Genomic DNA, 16,331 nt, shown 5'->3' on the forward strand with positions numbered 1-16,331 from the left:
CGGGGGTCGGTCAGCCGAGAATGCCCTCGTCGCGGGCCCAGCGCAGCAGTTCGGCCTCGGCGGTGTCGCGGTCCAGCGGCCCGCGCTCCAGCCGCAGGTCCTTCAGGTGCTTCCAGGCCCGCCCGACGATCGGACCCGGCGGTACGCCGAGCAGCTCCATGATCGCGTTGCCGTCGAGATCGGGACGAACCCGGGCCAGATCCTCCTCGGCGGCGATCCGGGCGATCCGCTCCTCCAGGGCGTCGTAGTCCGCCGCCAACTGCGCCGCCTTGCGGCGGTTGCGGGTGGTGCAGTCCGACCTGGTCAGTTTGTGCAGCAGCGGCAGCAGGTCACCGGCGTCGGTGGCGTACCGGCGCACCGCCGAGTCGGTCCACTCGCCCCGGCCGTAGCCGTAGAAGCGCAGGTGCAACCCGACAAGAGCGGTCACCTTGGCGGTGACCTCCTTCGGATAGCGCAGCGCCTTCATCCGCGCTTTGGTCAACCGCGCGCCGACCACCTCGTGGTGGTGGAAGCTGACCCGGCCGTCGGAGCCGACCGCCTTGGTGGCCGGTTTACCGACGTCGTGCATCAAGGCTGCCATCCGGAGGATGAAGTCCGGCCCGTCCTGCTCGTACGAGATCGCGTTGCGTACCACCGTGAGGGTGTGCTCGTAGACGTCCTTGTGCTGGGCGTGCTCGTCGATCTCCAGCTTGAGCCCGGTCAACTCGGGCAGGAACCGCTCGGTGAGTCCGGTGTCGACAAGCAGGCGCAGCCCGGTGATCGGATCCGCGCCGCAGAGCAGCTTGGTGAACTCGTCGCGGATCCGCTCGGCGGTGATCCGGTCCAGGTCCGCCGCCATCCGGCTCATCGCCGCGCGGACGTCCGGATGCACCGCGAAGCGCAGTTGCGCGGCGAACCGGGCCGCCCGCAGCATCCGCAGCGGATCGTCACCGAACGACTCGGCGGGCGTGCCGGGCGTGCGGATCACCTTCGCGGCCAGGTCGGCCAGCCCGCCGTACGGGTCGGTGAAGCGGTGCTCGGGCAGGCTGACCGCCATCGCGTTGACGGTGAAGTCCCGCCGCCGCAGGTCCTCGATCAGGCTGGTGCCGTACTCGACCACCGGGTTGCGGGTGACCTGGTCGTATGACTCGGCACGGAAGGTGGTGATCTCCAGCCGCAGGCCGTCGCGCTGGCAGCCGATGGTGCCGAACTCGCGGCCGGTCTCCCAGATCGCCTCGGCCCAGCCACGCAGGATGTCCAGCGTGGCGTCGGGGTGCGCGTCGGTGCAGAAGTCAAGATCCTCGCCGAGCCGACCGAGCAGGGCGTCGCGTACCGAACCCCCCACGAGATGCAGTTCGTGGCCGGCGGCGGCGAACCTGCGGCCCAACTCGTCGGCGACCGGGGAGACCCGGAGCAGTTCGGCGACGGCGTTGCGCTGCGCGGCGGTGAGTTCGCGGCGGTCGGTGGCGTGGGATGCGGCGGCTTCGGACATGGGAGCGCCAGCCTATCGGTCCTGGCCGGCATCTCCTCCGCCGGGCGCGGGTAACGGGTCTACGTTGACTAAGGTCTGTGGCGTGTGAGCCGGTGCCGGCTCCGGCGTACCCCTTGGAGGCACAGATGAGCGGCGGGCTCTACCGCAGCGCGAACGCCGCACAGGGCGGCGCACAGGGCGGCGCGCCCGGTGACGGCGCCACGTTCATCTCCGCCGAGCCGCTGAACCAACCGGCGATGGAGTCGACCGCGCCGCCGCAGGAGCAGGTGGCGGAGGCCAGCGCCGCGACCAACAGCGCGGTCATGGCGATCGGCAGCCTGGTCAGCCGGGGTACGGGTTTCCTGCGCAACCTGGTCATCGGTGCCGCGTTGGGCGGCGCGCTGGTGGGCGACGCCTACACCACGGCGCAGATCCTGCCGGGAATGGTCTACGAGTTCCTGCTCGGCGGCATCCTGACGAGTGTCCTGATTCCGGTGCTGGTCCGCCGGCGCAAGCTGGACAGCGACGGTGGACAGGCGTACGCCCAGCGGCTGCTGACCCTGGCGGTGCTCGCGCTCGGCGTCGCCGCCGTGCTCGCGGTCGCCCTCGCCGCGCCGCTGACCTGGCTGTACGGGGCGGACGAGTCAGCGCAGGGCTACTCCAAGCTGGTCACCGCCCTGGCGCAACTCATGCTGCCGATGATCTTCTTCTCCGGCCTGAGCGCGCTGATCAGCGCCGTGCTCAACACCCGGGGCCACTTCGCCGCCCCGATGTGGGCGCCGATCCTGAACAACCTGGTGGTCATCGGCACCGCCGGCCTGTACATCGCGATCTTCGGTACCGACATCGTCGGGCCGGAGGACATGACCACCGGCCGGATCCTGCTGATCGGTGGCGGCACCCTGCTCGGGGTGGCCATCCAGGTCGGCGGCCTGTTGCCGGCCCTGCGCAAGGTCGGCTTCCGGTGGAAGCTCCGCTTCGACTTCCGCAAGCTCGGGCTGGCCGAGCTGGGGCGGCTCGGAGCCTGGATGATCTGCTACGTCGCGGTCAGCCAGGTCGGCCTCATCGTGCTGTTCAACCTGCTCAACCGGGCCGGCAAGGAGAACGCCGCCGGCCCCCTGATCTACAACAACGTGTTCCTGCTGTTGATGACCGCGCACGGCATCATCGCCGTGTCGATCATCACCGCCCTGATGCCCCGGATGAGCGCCGCCGCTGCCGACGGCCGCTTCGCCGACCTCGCCGCCGACCTGTCCCGGGGCACCCGCACGGTGTCGGCGGTGCTCGCCCCGATCGCGGTCTGCTATGCCGTGCTGGCCTCCCCGATCGCGTTCACCCTGTTCCGCTGGGGGGCGTTCAACGAGGACAACGCGACAGCCACGTCGCTGGTGCTGGTCGCCGCCGCGCTCGCGTTGGTGCCGTTCGCGATCAGCCAGCTCTTCACCTTCGCCTTCTACGCGCTGCCGGACACCCGCACCCCGGCGCTGATCAACATTCCGGTGGTGGTGCTCCGGATCGGGGTGCAGGTCGCGCTGTTCCTGATCTTCTCGGCGAGCTTCGCCGGGGCCGGGATGATGATCGGCAACGCGGTGTCCTACCTGGCCGCCGCCGTCATCTCCGCGTGGCTGCTGCGGCCCCGGGTGGGACGCATCGGGCTGGGCGCGATCCTGCGTACCCTCGGCCGGGTGGCGGTTGCCGCGCTCGGCGCCGCAGTGGCCGGCCTGCTGGTGGTGGCGCTGCTCCCCGGCGACGACACGCCGACGAGGTTGCAGGCGATCGTGCAGCTGGTGGTCGGCGGAGCGGTGATCGGTGGCAGCTACCTCGGCCTGGCCATGGTGCTGCGGATATCGGAGATCACCGAGGTGGTGGGCATGGTCCGCCGCCGGCTGGGGCGTTGATCAAACGCTTTGTACGCAGAGTGACAGAGGATCACCAGCCTGGGGACTAACCTGTGGATAACCGGGCGCGTCGCCGCTCAACTGGCGGATCATCCTGTGGATAACCATCCGTACGGCCGAGTATGGTCAGCCGATCGACGGGAACTCGGCCTGACGTCGGATCCGCAACCTGTTCCGTACCGCCCGTGCGGAGGCCGATTGTGGACAGCCTCTAGATTGGCGTGGTGCATGTGCCAGCAACACGGCGGACCGGGGCCGTAACGGGACGAGCGCGCCCAAGGTGTGAACTGCGCCCCGGTGACGGCGGGAAGATGACATGTCGGGGAGACGGCCAACCCAGGTAAGGTCGCTCTCGACGGGAACGACAGGCACCGGCGCGCGCCGTGCCGAGCCGGTCGCCCGGTGCCAGACGAAGGCGGAGCGGGAATCAGATGCCCAGCAGCGCGGGTCCATCGATCGACAAGATCACCGAGGGAGGACGGGTGACCCAGGTCGGCGAGGGTCAGGACGCGGACGAGAGCGCTCCGCCGGTCATGACCTTCGGTGCTCCGGTGGCCGGTGAGATCCTCGCCGAACGGTACGAGCTGGTCGAGCACATCAACAACGACAGCGCGGGCCGGTTGGTCTGGCGCGGTGTCGACGTCGTGTTGCGTCGGCCTGTCGCGGTCGTCATGCGCTACCCAGGCGGCGATTCCGCCACCGAGATGCTCCAGGCGGCCGTCGCGGCCAGTCGGGTGGTCCACCCCAACCTCGTCGGCGTCTACGACGCGATCGACGAGGCCGAGCGCGCCTACGTGGTGCGGGAGTGGGTCGACGGACGTTCGCTGCGGGAACTCGTCGCGGACGGGCCGCTGGACGCCGGCCGGGCCACCGCGGTCGGCAACGCGGTCGCCAGCGCACTGGCCGCCGTGCACGCCACCGGCATGGTGCACGGCAACGTGCACCCGGGCACCGTGATGATCAGCGACGACGGCCGGGTGGTGCTCGCGGACGCCCGCACCGATGGCGCCGACAGCCAGGAGAACGACGTCCGGGCGGTCGGCGGCATCCTCTACCACGCCCTGACCGGGCACTGGCCGCACGCCGAGGCACCGCTGCATGGTGCCACCGCCGGGCACGGCCGGGCCGCCATCCCCGACGCCGTACGCGACGCGAACGGCGCGGCGGCGGCGCCGCGTCAGGTCCGGGCCGGCGTGCCGGCCTATCTCGACGATCTGACGATGGACCTGCTCGACGACAGTGTCGCGCCGCCCTCGTCGGACGTGTTGGCAGCGGAACTGGCCCGGCTCGACGTGCCCGCCGACGACGACTACCTGGACAGCAACGGCCCGCTGCGCTTCGCCGCCGAGCCGGGTGAGGAGCCGTCGCCGCTGGCCGCGGCAGGTGGGCGCAAGGTCGCCTTCGGCATCGCCGGCCTGCTGGCGGTGGCCCTGATCGGCCTGATCATCGGTATCAGCACGTTGGGCGGCGAGAGCGACGACCCGAAGACCGATCCGGTGGCCGCGCCCAGCCAGAGTCCGTCGGCCAGCTCGGCACCGGCGGCACCGGCCGTCCGGGACCTGAAGATCAGTGCTGCCCGGATCATCGACCCGGACAGCCGCAACCGCAGCGAGGTCCGCGACGCCGAGAAGGTCTTCGACGGCAACCGGGACGAGGGCTGGTCGACCGAGACCTACCCGACCAGCAACTTCGGCGACTTCAAGCGGGGCATGGGCGTCTGGATCGACCTCGGCGAAGAGCGCACGATCAAGTCGGTGCAGGTCAACCTCTCCGCCCCGGGCGCCTCGGCGGAACTGCTCACCGGCACGGTCACCGGCCAGTCCAACGAGAGCGGCGACAAGCGCGTTCTGGACGAGTTCAAGAAGAACCGGATCGGGCAGCCCTTCGAGGAGCACGACGGCACCACGATGACCTTCAACGGTTTCGACGCCGATCAGAAGTACCGCTACCTGCTGTTCTGGATCACCGAGCTGCCCTCGAACGGAAACGGCTACAAGGTCGGCGTCCAGGAGATGACGGTCCAGGGGTCGTGACGGTCAGCGACCTCGACCTGTTGCACGCCCACGTGGCTGGCGACCGGGACGCGTTCGCTGAACTCTTCCACCGCCACCGCGACCGACTCTGGGCGGTCGCCCTGCGTACGCTCGGTGACCGCGAGGAGGCGGCGGACGCCCTCCAGGACGCGCTGTTGTCCGCGCACCGTGCCGCCGGACGGTTCCGAGGTGATTCCGCCGTCACCACCTGGCTGCACCGGATCGTGGTGAACGCCTGCCTGGACCGGATTCGGCGCCGGCAGGCCCACCCCACGGTGCCGCTGCCCGACGGGGCCCGTGACGCGGATGACAGCACCGGTGGCGTCGAGCCGGCCGCCCCGGTACGCGACCACGACACCGCGATGGTGGTACGCGACGCCCTGGCCACGCTTCCGGTCGAACAACGAGCCGCTCTCGTCCTGGTCGACGTGCAGGGGTATCCGGTCGCCGACGTCGCCCGGATGCTCGGCGTGGCCGAGGGAACGGTGAAGAGCCGATGCTCGCGGGGTCGGGCCCGGTTGGCGATCCTGCTCGGGCACCTGCGCACCGGCAGCGAGGACTTTCCCGGTGTCGTCGGGGTGCCGGCGGTCACCCCGGGGAACCCGGGAGCGTCCCACGGCGTCCGATCAGGGTCGGGGCGCGCCCAGCCGGGTGCCAGTCAGGAGGAAGCGTGAGTACCGGGGAGTTCAGCGGGGTCGACCTCGACCTGCTCGCCGACTACCTCGGCGGTGCGCTGGAGGGCACCCCGGAGGAGGTCGACGTCGCCCGCCTCGTCGCGGAGGACCCGGCCTGGGCACGGGCTCACGCGGCGCTCGCCCCGGCGGTCACCGACACCCGTGCCGACCTCGCCACGTTCGGCGAACCGGCGCTGGAGATGCCGGCGGAGGTCGCCGACCGCATCCTCGCCGCCCTGGCCACCGCCGAGCCGCCCGAGTCGGCGTCGAGCGAGACTCTCACGTCGGCGTCGACCGATGTGAAGCCAGCCCCGGTTCCGGCCCAGCCACTCGGTGGACCCCGGCGACCGGGCCGCACCCTGCGGCCGAGTCACGAGTGGAAGATGCCCACGCACCCGGGCCGACGCCGCCGGTGGGCCCGGGTCGCCGGCCCGGTCGCGCTCGCTGCCGCAGCCGTGGTCGGGCTGGGCGCGCTGCAACTGTCCGGGCAGCACCAGAGCAGTAGCGGGCAGGCGGACACCGCCCTGAGCGATCACGGCACCGGTCCGGTCCGGGCGGAGGAGAACGAGCCGCAGATCGCCCGCGAGGGAACGTCGGCATCCGGCGGGCTGCCCGCCTCGGGGGGCAACCACACCCCCTACCGGATCGCCGCGCCGCCGGAGCGCACCGGCACCGACTACACCGCCGACGAACTGACGAAGGCGAATGCCCTGCCGAAGATCACACAGTTCTCCAGCAGCGAGGCGCAGGCCGCTACGCCGGACGAGCGTACGGCCGACGGCGGTGACCTGGCCCGGCTCGACGACCAGACGGCGTTGAGCGCCTGCCTGGCCGAGATCGGCACCGAACACGGCGGTGGGCCGGTCACCTTCGACGTCGTCGACTACGCCCGCTTCCAGGGGCTGCCGGCGCTGGTCGTACGCTTCACCGACAGCTCCGGCGCCCGGTGGGCGTGGGTCAGCGGGCCCGAGTGCGGTGTCCCCGGGTCCGGCTCGGACACCCGTTACCGCACGCGGGTAGGGTGATTTCGTAGTCACCGGACGTTTGGCCGTCCACGTGACGTGACCCACCGGATGACCGGCTCGGGAATTCCCGGTTCGTACGATGACGTTCTGCACATCAGTTGCCGCCGCGTCGGCACTCGGATCGTCACCGGCGTGGCCGCCGGTGACGACAGTCAACACGTTTGGGAGACGGCAGTGGACGAGGTCCGCAACCTGATCATCATCGGCTCCGGGCCGGCCGGATACACCGCGGCGGTCTACGCGGCCCGAGCCAACCTCAAGCCCCTGATCATCGAAGGCGTACAGTCCGGCGGCGCGCTGATGACGACGACCGAGGTGGAGAACTTCCCCGGTTTCGCCGACGGCATCCTCGGCCCCGAACTCATGGACAACATGCGCAAGCAGGCCGAACGCTTCGGTGCCGAATTCCTGACCGACGACGTCACCCGGGTCGAGCTGGCCGACACCGGCCATCCGGGTGCCCTCAGCACGGTCTGGGTGGGCGAAACCGCGTACCAGGGCCGCGCCGTCATCCTCGCCACCGGTTCCGCCTGGCGGCCGCTGGGTGTGCCGGGCGAGCAGGAGTACCTCGGCCACGGCGTCTCCTCCTGCGCCACCTGCGACGGGTTCTTCTTCCGCAACCAGCACATCGTGGTTGTCGGCGGTGGCGACTCGGCGATGGAGGAGGCCAGCTTCCTCACCCGCTTCGCCGAGTCGGTGACCATCATCCACCGTCGGGACTCGTTCCGGGCCAGCAAGATCATGGCGGAGCGGGCCCTGGCCAACGACAAGATCAAGGTCGAGTGGAACACCGTGGTCGAGGAGGTCCTCGGCGCGGACGGCAAGGTTTCCGGCGTACGGGTGCGCAACGTGCACACCGGTGAGAGCAAGGTGCTCGACGTCACAGGCGTCTTCGTGGCGATCGGCCACGACCCGCGCAGTGAACTTTTCCGCGGGCAGGTGGAGCTGGACAACGAGGGGTACGTGAAGGTCGAGGCGCCCAGCACCCGGACCAGCATCCCCGGTGTCTTCGCCGCCGGTGACGTGGTCGACCACACCTACCGGCAGGCGATCACCGCGGCCGGTACGGGCTGTGCGGCGGCGCTGGACGCGGAGCGTTTCGTCGCCACGTTGCCGAACGACTGAACGAGACACATCTGAGGAGGAGGGGTCAACAGTGGGAACAACGAAGTCGGTAACGGATGCGAGTTTCGCGGCCGACGTACTCAAGTCCGACAAGCCGGTTCTGGTGGACTTCTGGGCTGAATGGTGCGGACCGTGCCGTAAGGTGTCGCCATTGCTGGAGGAGATCGCCGGCGAGATGGGCGACCAGGTCAGCATCGTCAAGCTCAACATCGACGAGAACCCGGAGACGGCCCGCGCCTACCGGGTGATGTCGGTGCCGACCCTCACCGTGTTCAAGAACGGCGAGCCGGTGCAGTCGATCGCGGGCGCCAAGCCCAAGGGCGAGCTGGTCAAGCTGATCCAGTCGGCGCTCTGACCGCCAGCCACGCAGTCGCCTCGACCCCGCGCCGGACCTGATCGGCGCGGGGTCGAGGCGTTTGGGCATCCCGACGGATCGCCAGCGCCTAACCTCGAACGCGGGGGCGCCGGACGCCGGTGACCACCTGGTCCCCGTCGCGGTGCCACGCGCCGCTGGCGGGCCCGACCAGCCACCGACCGTGCAGAGGGGGTCGTGCGTGCGTCCGATCCGTCCCGGCGACCGGGGACCGGCGGTGACCGAGATCCGTACGGTGCTCACCGGCCTCGACCTTCTCTCCAAAGCCACCGGCCCACACCATGACGAGTTCGACGCCGCCACGGAACGTGCCGTGCGGGCCTTCCAGCAGTCGCGCGGGCTCAGCGTCGACGGCCGGGTCGGCGCCGAGACCTGGCGGGCCCTGGACGCCGCCCGGTGGCGCCTCGGTGCCCGGACGCTCTATCACGCGGTGCCGGTCCCGCTCACCGGCGAGGACGTCCGGTCGTTGCAGGAACGGCTGCTGGAGATGGGGTACGACGTCGGCGGGGCCGACGCCGTCTACGGCGTACGCACCTCCCGGGCGGTGGCCCAGTTCCAGCGCGAGGTGGGACTGGCCCCAGACGGCACCTGCGGACCGCACACCATGGGTGCGCTGCGCCGGCTCGGACGCAAGGTGGTCGGCGGCCGGCCGCAGTGGCTGCGCGAGTCCGACGCCATCCGGCAGTCCGGTCCGACGCTTGTCGGCCGGACCGTGGTCATCGACCCCGGCCACGGCGGCACCGACCCAGGCGTGGTGGTGGCCGACGGCCCGTTGCGGTGGACCGAGGCGGACCTGGTGCACGACCTGGCCAATCGACTGGAGGGACGGCTCGCCGCGTCAGGCGTACGGGTGCAACTCACCCGGGGACCGGTGCCGGAGACCTGCCTGCCCGACATCGACCGGGCCCAGCTGGCGAACTCCCTCGGCGCGGACGTGTTCATCTCGCTGCACGCCGACGGGCACGCCAACCCGGAAGCCGAAGGCGTCGCGACCTACCACTACGGCACCGACAACGGTGTCACCTCGGCCACCGGGGAACGGCTGGCCGGCCTGGTCCAGCGGGAGATCGTGGCGCGGACCGGGCTACGGGACTGCCGGACCCATGCCAAGGCGTGGGAACTGCTCCGGCTCACCCGGATGCCGGCGGTACGCGTCGAGGTCGGCTACCTCACCTCGCCGTCGGACCGGAGCCGCCTGGTCGATCCCCGCTTCCGCGACAAGCTCGTGGAGGCGATCGTGGCGGCGGTGCAGCGGATGTACCTGCCGATCGAACGTGACGTGCCGACCGGCTCGATCGACGTCAGCGAGCTACGGGCGGCGGTGGCCGCCGGCACCGTGGTCGACTGAGCGGCCGGGCCGGTCTCAGCCGGCGGTGGAGCGGGTGGCCGGGGTCGGGCGCACAGGACGCAGCAGCGACTCCGGGCTCATCGAGCCGAGCAGCTTCTCCAACGCGTACTCGACGTCCGACTTCCAGCTCAACGCCGTCCGCAGCTCCAGCCGCAGCCGGGGAAAGCGGGGGTGCGGACGGACGGTCTTGAAGCCGACCGAGAGGAAGAAGTCGGCGGGCGCAACGCAGGTGCCGCCGGGATCGGCGGCGTCACCGAACTTCGCGTCACCGAACGCCTCGATCGCCTTGATCCCCCGCTTGGTCAGGTCGCGGGCCACCCCTTGGATCAACATCCGGCCGAGCCCGCCGCCGGCGAAGGCCGGCACCACGTTCGCGGTCATCAGCAGCGCCGCGTCGGCGGAAACCGGCGAGGTGGGGAACGCCATCGAACGCGGCACGTACGCCGGCGGGGCGTACATGACGAACCCGGCGGGCATTCCGTCGACGTAGATCAGCTTGCCGCAGGAGCCCCACTCCAGCAGCGTCTGCGAAACCCACGCCTCCTTTTCGAGGCCGGGATCGCCAGCCGCACAGGCCCGATCGGCGGAAACCGGATCAAGCTCCCAGTAGACGCACTGGCGGCACGGCCGGGGCAGATCCTCCAGGGTGTCGAGGGTCAGACTGACCAGACGTCGCGACATAAGGCGCTTCCCCACACTAGGCTCGGCAGTGGGACCGGCCCGGACGGCAACCGCCGCCGCAGCGGCCCAGACAGCACCGCCGCACTCCTGCCCCCCGACGAGCGATCGTACGCCGCCGATCGCCGCCACGGGAGAGTATGCCCGAAGGGCACCTCAGCACCGCCGCGTCGCGGCCCGGCATGTGGACGCACCGATAATCGGCAGCTCCAGGCTGCCGACTGGCGGCTAGGATCGACATCCGGCGCGCCGTGCCGCCCATGGTCGCCGGAGTCCCGGGTATCCGGGACGGAGCCGTCCGAGCAGCCACCGAGGTGATGTGATGACCGGCACGACACTCGACGACTACACCGACCGGTACGCCCGCCGGGTGCGCGGCATGACCGCCTCGGAGATCCGCGCACTGTTCGCCGTCGCCAGCCGGCCGGAGGTGGTCTCCCTCGCCGGCGGCGCGCCCTTCATCGCCGCCCTCCCGCTGGACGCCGTCGGTGAGATGCTCGGCCGCCTCGGCGCCGAACACGGGACCACCACTCTCCAGTACGGCATCGGCCAGGGCACCCTGGAGCTGCGCGAGCGGATCTGCGAGGTGATGGCCCTCTCCGGCATCGACGCCGCGTGCGGGGCCTCGCCGGAGGACGTGGTGGTGACCGTCGGCGGGCAGCAGGCGCTCGACCTGGTGGCCCGGCTCTTCCTCGACCCGGGTGACGTGGTGCTCGCCGAGGGGCCGACATACGTCGGCGCGCTCGGGGTGTTCCAGGCCGCCCAGGCACAGGTCGTGCACGTCCCCATGGACGACGACGGCCTGATCCCGGAGGCGCTGGAGACGGCCATCGCGGAGCAGGCCCGAGCCGGGCGGCGGGTGAAGTTCCTCTACACCATCCCGACCTACCAGAACCCGGCCGGCGTGACCCTGACCGAGGAGCGTCGCGAACGGGTGCTCGACATCTGCGAACGCGCCGGGCTGCTGGTGGTCGAGGACGACCCGTACGGTCAACTGGGCTTCGAGGGGGAGGCGCCGGCGCCGCTGCGGGCGCGCCGCCGCGAGGGGGTCTTCTACCTCAGCACCTTCTCCAAGACGTTCGCTCCCGGGCTGCGGGTGGGTTGGATCCTCGCTCCGCACGCCGTCCGGGACAAGCTGGTGATCGCCAGCGAGGCGCAGATCCTCTGCCCCAGCGCGTACGCGCAGTCCGCCGTCAGCACGTACCTCAGCACCATGCCGTGGCGCGAGCAGCTGAAGGTCTACCGTGAGGTCTACCGGGAGCGGCGGGACGCGATGCTCGACGCGCTTGCCGACCTGATGCCGGACGGGACCAGGTGGACCACCCCGGCCGGCGGCCTGTTCGTCTGGGCCACCCTGCCGGACGGTCTCGACGCGAAGGCGATGATGCCGCGGGCCATCGCCGCTCGGGTGGCGTACGTCCCCGGCACCGGCTTCTACGCCGACGGCACCGGCACCGGCCACATGCGGCTCAACTTCTCCTTCCCCGCGCCGGAGCGGATCCGGGAGGGCGTCCGCCGGCTGGCCGGCGTCATGGAGCAGGAGATGGCCATGCGCCGGGTGTTCGGTGCGGTCACTGGCCCGGGTCGCCGGCGTGGTGGGGCCGGCTCGGACGTCCCCGGGCCCGACTTGGCATGATGCCCGGCATGGGTGCCAACACCGCCGAAGAAACCCCCGAGTCCGGAACCACCGCCAGCGAACTGCACGTGCTCGTGCTCGCCGGTGGCCTGTCCTACGAGCGTGACGTGTCGCTGCGCTCCGGCCGCCGGGTGCTCGACGCGCTGCGGGCGGTCGGGATGCAGGCCGAACTGCGCGACGCCGACGTGGCCCTGCTGCCGGCGTTGGACGCCGATCCACCGCACGCCGTGGTGATCGCACTGCACGGCGCCACCGGTGAGGACGGCTCGCTGCGCGGAGTGCTCGATCTCTGTGGTGTACCGTACGTCGGCTGTGACGCGCGGTCCTCCCGGCTCGCCTGGGACAAGCCGTCGGCCAAGGCGGTGCTCCGCGAAGCCGGCATCGCCACCCCGGACTGGGTCGCGCTGCCGCACGACCGCTTCAGTGAGCTGGGAGCGGTGGCCGTGTTGGACCGAATCGTCGACCGCCTGGGACTACCGCTGATGGTCAAGCCCGCCCAGGGTGGTTCCGGGCTCGGCGCCGCCGTGGTCCGGGACATGACGGCGCTGCCGGCCGCCATGGTCGGTTGTTTCGCGTACGACTCGACCGCGCTTGTGGAACGCTACGTGGCCGGCATGGACGTGGCGGTCTCCGTCATCGACCTGGGCGACGGCCCGCAGGCCCTACCGCCGGTCGAGATCGTGCCCCGCAACGGCGTGTACGACTACGCCGCCCGCTACACCGCGGGCCGGACCACCTGGCACACTCCGGCCCGGCTGGATCCGGCCGTGACCGATGCGGTCTCCGCTGTCGCATTGGCCGCCCACACCGCACTCGGCCTGCGTGACCTCAGCCGAGTCGACCTGATCGTCGACGCGGCCGGCCAACCGCACGTACTCGAGGTCAACGTCTCTCCGGGGATGACCGAGACGTCGCTGCTGCCGCTCGCGGTGCAGGCCGCCGGAATGGACTTCGGCCGCGTGATCGCCGCCCTGGTCGCCCGCGCCGCCACCCGCTGACTGTGCAAGGAGGGGCCCCCTATTAACGCCTAGCGTTGTATAGGGGGCCCCTATTAACACTCTCAGGCGTGTGCGGCCGGTGCGGCCACCCCGTCAACGGACCTCGGTACGGGCTACTCGGCCTTCTGCTCATCAGACTCTGAGGTCGCGCCGGCGGCCGGCAAACCAGCCGCCGCTCGGCCGCCTGCCGCCGCCTTCTCCGGCTCCGTCGTTGCCGTGCCGGTCTCCGCAGCTTCGCCCGCGAGGCTGGACTGCCGTCCGGACACTGGGACCGCGGATTCCGCTGCGCCGGCCTGCCCCTCCGGCGACCGTCGCGGCGACGGTACGACAGCGGCGGCGGCCCCCGAATCCTCCGCGGTAGCGACCGAGGTTTCCTCGATTGCCGAAGCGTTGACCTCCGAAGCGTCGACCTCCGGCGCATCGGCCTCGGGAGCGTCGACCTCGGGAGCGTCAGCCTCGGGAGCGTCGGCCTCCTGGGCGTCAGGCGACGAGTCCTCGACCGGGAGCAGTGATTCCCTGAGAGCCACGCCATCCACATCCGGCGGCACCGCTGTCTCTCCCATGACGTCCAGGAGCGAGCCGCCCTGCGGCGCATCAGCCGCGGACGGCTCAGGCGCGGCGAAGCTGGAGGGCGCCTGCCACTGGATTCGGGGCGGCTCAGCCAGCGGCCGACCACCGAAGTCGGCGAGCCACGCCGCCACCAGCGCCAAGTTCTCCCTCCACTTGTCCTCGGAGATGGGCGGCAGGATCGAGTCCCATAGGGAGAGGAACGTGCCCCGGAGTTGGAGCCGCCCGTACGGCCGGGCGAGGAACCACATGTGCAGGTGAGCCGAGCCGTCACCCCAGCGGTTGACGTGCACCCGGGCCACTCCGTCAAGCGACCGGATCGCCCGTTCGAGACGTACCGTCATCACGCCCAGTTCGGCGGCGAGCAGGTTCGGCAGGTCGCCCAGGTCGAGATGAGACCGCGACTCCAGGATGAGAACCATTGGCAGGCCGGTGGGGCGGTCCATCGCGCGTACGCGCCACCGCTCGCCGACCCAGATGTAGGCCTCGTCGGGTGCCTGGCAGGCGGTGCATTCCCGATCGCCCTCACCCTTGCGGGGCGGTTCGACCGGAACAGGCTCGTCGAGCGGTTTGACACGCAGCTCACCCTCGAAGGGGAAGGACGGCCACTGGGTGAAGTCCGGGACTGAGGGAGAGATGTCGCGCACGAGGCTGACCCTAACCGAGTCGAGCAGCACTGTCCCTACCTCAGTGACCTTTGAGTCAGTCGGGCTTCAAGGACGTCCACAGCCAGACCTCACAGGTTGTCCCCAGAGATATCCACAGGCTCGGGCGCCTCCACACAGTGGCCGCCTTCCCGGTCTAACGAGGGATTTCGGCTCAGGTTTCACGTGAAACGAGATCTGCCTGTGGAAAACCGGTGTGGATAACTTTGGCTCACTGGAAGCCGCCCCCGCCCGGTCCCGTTTCACGTGAAACGGGACCGGGCGGGGGCGGGTCGGCTGGCGCCGCGACCGGGGGCGGCACAGCGAAGTACGGTACGGATCGACCTCGGCGGCAGATCCGACTTCCCTCCCGTCAGAGCACCTCGCGATTGCTCGACCGGCTGCGGGCTCGCCCTTGAGGGAGCCGGCAGCGGCACCGGGCCTGCTGCCTCGATGCGGGCGCCAACCCGGCCGGCGGGCCGCAACCCGCCCGTCGGCTCGACCCGGGCCGACGCGCGCTTCCTCTTCAGCCGAGGCCCGGCCAGCGTCCCGGACCTCGTCGCGATCCGGCGATCCGCCGCCGAGCAACAGATTTCGTACGCGGCGCAAAGCGAGGGTTGCCTGCGGTCGATGAGCCGCCTGGGCTGACGACCATGCCCAGCTGGTGATTTCGGAGGACGGGCGACGGTGGCGTTTCACGTGAAACGCCACCGTCAGACGCTGCCCGCAAGCAACCACGCCCTGGTACGCCATCCGGCAATACGGCCGGACCTCGGCGCTGCCGGAGCGGCGTTAAAACGGGGCCCCTTTACTACGCTAGGCGTTAACAGGGGGCCCCTCCTTACACCTCAGGTGGGGTGCGTTCGACGCCGATGATGTCGACGATCCGCTCTAGGTCGTCAACCGTGGCGAACTCAATGGTGATCTTGCCCTTGCTGCGACCGATGTCGACCTTCACCCGGGTGTCGAAGCGGTCGGAGAGCCGATCGGCAAGATCGCTCAGTGCGGGTGCGTGCGGCTTGGAGCGGCGCTTGGCCGACTCCTTCTTGGCCGGCCCCTCGGTGAGGGTGAGCGCGACGATCTCCTCGGTCGCCCGGACCGACAGGCCCTCGGCGACGATCCGGAGCGCGAGCTGCTCCTGCGTCTCCGAATCCTCCACGCTGAGCAGAGCCCGAGCGTGTCCGGCGGAGAGCACCCCGGCGGCCACCCGACGTTGCACCTGAGCTGGCAGGTTCAGCAGCCGGATGGTGTTCGAGATCTGTGGCCGGCTGCGCCCGATTCGACGGGCCAGTTCCTCGTGGGTGGCACCGAACTCCTCCAGCAACTGCTGATAGGCGGCAGCCTCTTCCAACGGGTTCAGGTTCGCCCGATGGATGTTCTCCAGCAGCGCGTCCCGCAGCATCGCGTCGTCGCGGGTGTCGCGGACGATCGCCGGAATCACCTCCCGGCCCACCGCCTGCGCCGCCCGCCATCTGCGCTCACCCATGACGAGTTCGAACTTCTCGTCATCGAGCTGCCGCACCACGATCGGCTGGAGGAAGCCAACCTCCTGGATGGAGGTCTTCAGCTCCTCAAGCGCCTCCTCGTCGAAGACCTGCCGGGGCTGCTTGGGGTTGGGCACGATCGAGTCGACCGAAATCTCGGCGAAGCGTGCCCCGGGCACGGGACTGAGAATCGGATCGGGCGCGATCGGTATGACCGGTGACGCCACCGCGACCGACATGCCGTCGCCACCGTCACCGCCGTTACCGCCACCAGCTCCACCCGGCGCCGCACCGGCGCCCGCATCCGGAGCTGGTCCGGTTGGGATGAGCGCCCCAAGGCCCCGCCCCAGACCACCCCGAGGACGGTTCTTCATGCCATGCCTCCAAGCGCCTCGTCC

At 70.6% G+C, this 16,331-nt stretch carries 14 protein-coding genes; 10 read left to right on the forward strand and 4 right to left on the reverse strand.

Going from position 1 to position 16,331, the window contains the following annotated elements; translation table 11 throughout:
- Positions 1 to 10: 10 nt before the first annotated feature.
- On the reverse strand, positions 11 to 1,471 hold the full coding sequence (locus C1I93_RS02605; RefSeq protein ID WP_111241582.1) for a CCA tRNA nucleotidyltransferase: 1,461 nt from the start codon (positions 1,469 to 1,471) through the stop codon (positions 11 to 13).
- Between the two features lie 125 nt (positions 1,472 to 1,596).
- Here C1I93_RS02605 and murJ point away from each other — a divergent pair, with 125 nt between their 5' ends.
- The 7 genes from murJ (at position 1,597) to C1I93_RS02640 (ending at position 9,926) form a co-directional block, all read left to right on the forward strand.
- Positions 1,597 to 3,348 carry a murein biosynthesis integral membrane protein MurJ gene (gene murJ, locus C1I93_RS02610; protein WP_111241607.1) on the forward strand — a complete coding sequence of 584 codons (1,752 nt, stop codon included), beginning with the start codon at positions 1,597 to 1,599 and terminating at the stop codon, positions 3,346 to 3,348.
- 431 nt (positions 3,349 to 3,779) lie between these two features.
- Positions 3,780 to 5,381: a protein kinase family protein gene (locus tag C1I93_RS02615; protein WP_111241583.1), complete on the forward strand. Its 1,602-nt coding sequence runs from the start codon at positions 3,780 to 3,782 to the stop codon at positions 5,379 to 5,381.
- Positions 5,306 to 6,055, forward strand: a complete 750-nt coding sequence (sigM, locus tag C1I93_RS02620; RefSeq protein ID WP_420811731.1) for an RNA polymerase sigma factor SigM — start codon at positions 5,306 to 5,308, stop codon at positions 6,053 to 6,055. The genes C1I93_RS02615 and sigM overlap by 76 nt, the downstream gene beginning before the upstream one ends.
- Complete coding sequence (locus tag C1I93_RS02625) at positions 6,052 to 7,080, forward strand: RsmA family anti-sigma factor (RefSeq protein WP_111241585.1); 1,029 nt, start codon at positions 6,052 to 6,054, stop codon at positions 7,078 to 7,080. Before sigM ends, C1I93_RS02625 begins: the two co-directional genes overlap by 4 nt.
- A gap of 174 nt (positions 7,081 to 7,254) precedes the next feature.
- Complete coding sequence (gene trxB, locus C1I93_RS02630; RefSeq protein ID WP_111241608.1) at positions 7,255 to 8,205, forward strand: thioredoxin-disulfide reductase; 951 nt, start codon at positions 7,255 to 7,257, stop codon at positions 8,203 to 8,205.
- 31 nt (positions 8,206 to 8,236) lie between these two features.
- Positions 8,237 to 8,560 carry a thioredoxin gene (trxA, locus tag C1I93_RS02635; RefSeq protein WP_111241586.1) on the forward strand — a complete coding sequence of 108 codons (324 nt, stop codon included), beginning with the start codon at positions 8,237 to 8,239 and terminating at the stop codon, positions 8,558 to 8,560.
- A gap of 199 nt (positions 8,561 to 8,759) precedes the next feature.
- Entirely contained in the window at positions 8,760 to 9,926 is a 1,167-nt protein-coding gene (locus C1I93_RS02640) for an N-acetylmuramoyl-L-alanine amidase (protein ID WP_111241587.1), read from the forward strand.
- 15 nt (positions 9,927 to 9,941) lie between these two features.
- Here the strand turns inward: C1I93_RS02640 and C1I93_RS02645 are convergent, their stop codons facing one another.
- The gene (locus C1I93_RS02645; RefSeq protein WP_111241588.1) at positions 9,942 to 10,607 is read right to left on the reverse strand and encodes a GNAT family N-acetyltransferase; all 666 of its coding nucleotides are present in this window, start codon (positions 10,605 to 10,607) and stop codon (positions 9,942 to 9,944) included.
- A 319-nt stretch (positions 10,608 to 10,926) separates the two neighbouring features.
- On the opposite strand from C1I93_RS02645, the gene C1I93_RS02650 reads away from it, so the two are divergent.
- Both C1I93_RS02650 and C1I93_RS02655 read left to right on the forward strand, forming a co-directional pair.
- The gene (locus C1I93_RS02650) at positions 10,927 to 12,240 is read left to right on the forward strand and encodes an aminotransferase-like domain-containing protein (RefSeq protein ID WP_111241589.1); all 1,314 of its coding nucleotides are present in this window, start codon (positions 10,927 to 10,929) and stop codon (positions 12,238 to 12,240) included.
- 8 nt (positions 12,241 to 12,248) lie between these two features.
- The gene (locus C1I93_RS02655; protein WP_111241609.1) at positions 12,249 to 13,238 is read left to right on the forward strand and encodes a D-alanine--D-alanine ligase family protein; all 990 of its coding nucleotides are present in this window, start codon (positions 12,249 to 12,251) and stop codon (positions 13,236 to 13,238) included.
- A gap of 113 nt (positions 13,239 to 13,351) precedes the next feature.
- Here the strand turns inward: C1I93_RS02655 and C1I93_RS02660 are convergent, their stop codons facing one another.
- Positions 13,352 to 14,452, reverse strand: coding sequence for a hypothetical protein (locus C1I93_RS02660; protein ID WP_223256315.1), 1,101 nt, complete (start codon positions 14,450 to 14,452; stop codon positions 13,352 to 13,354).
- 450 nt (positions 14,453 to 14,902) lie between these two features.
- Between C1I93_RS02660 and C1I93_RS02665 the strand changes: the two genes are divergently transcribed.
- Positions 14,903 to 15,097 carry a hypothetical protein gene (locus C1I93_RS02665; protein WP_111241590.1) on the forward strand — a complete coding sequence of 65 codons (195 nt, stop codon included), beginning with the start codon at positions 14,903 to 14,905 and terminating at the stop codon, positions 15,095 to 15,097.
- A gap of 193 nt (positions 15,098 to 15,290) precedes the next feature.
- Here C1I93_RS02665 and C1I93_RS02670 read toward each other — a convergent pair whose 3' ends face one another.
- Positions 15,291 to 16,307, reverse strand: coding sequence for a ParB/RepB/Spo0J family partition protein (locus C1I93_RS02670; RefSeq protein WP_111241591.1), 1,017 nt, complete (start codon positions 16,305 to 16,307; stop codon positions 15,291 to 15,293).
- Between the last annotated feature and the right edge of the window lie 24 nt (positions 16,308 to 16,331).

It is taken from the genome of Micromonospora endophytica (genome assembly GCF_003236305.1).
Classification (GTDB): Bacteria; Actinomycetota; Actinomycetes; order Mycobacteriales; family Micromonosporaceae; genus Micromonospora; species Micromonospora endophytica.

Coding starts and splice junctions, on each gene's coding strand:
- C1I93_RS02665 (WP_111241590.1), top strand. CDS start 14,903: ATGCGGGCGCCAACCCGGCCGGCGGGCCGCAACCCGCCCGTCGGCTCG.
- C1I93_RS02605 (WP_111241582.1), bottom strand. CDS start 1,471: ATGTCCGAAGCCGCCGCATCCCACGCCACCGACCGCCGCGAACTCACC.
- C1I93_RS02615 (WP_111241583.1), top strand. CDS start 3,780: ATGCCCAGCAGCGCGGGTCCATCGATCGACAAGATCACCGAGGGAGGA.
- murJ (WP_111241607.1), top strand. CDS start 1,597: ATGAGCGGCGGGCTCTACCGCAGCGCGAACGCCGCACAGGGCGGCGCA.
- C1I93_RS02645 (WP_111241588.1), bottom strand. CDS start 10,607: ATGTCGCGACGTCTGGTCAGTCTGACCCTCGACACCCTGGAGGATCTG.
- C1I93_RS02670 (WP_111241591.1), bottom strand. CDS start 16,307: ATGAAGAACCGTCCTCGGGGTGGTCTGGGGCGGGGCCTTGGGGCGCTC.
- C1I93_RS02655 (WP_111241609.1), top strand. CDS start 12,249: ATGGGTGCCAACACCGCCGAAGAAACCCCCGAGTCCGGAACCACCGCC.
- C1I93_RS02650 (WP_111241589.1), top strand. CDS start 10,927: ATGACCGGCACGACACTCGACGACTACACCGACCGGTACGCCCGCCGG.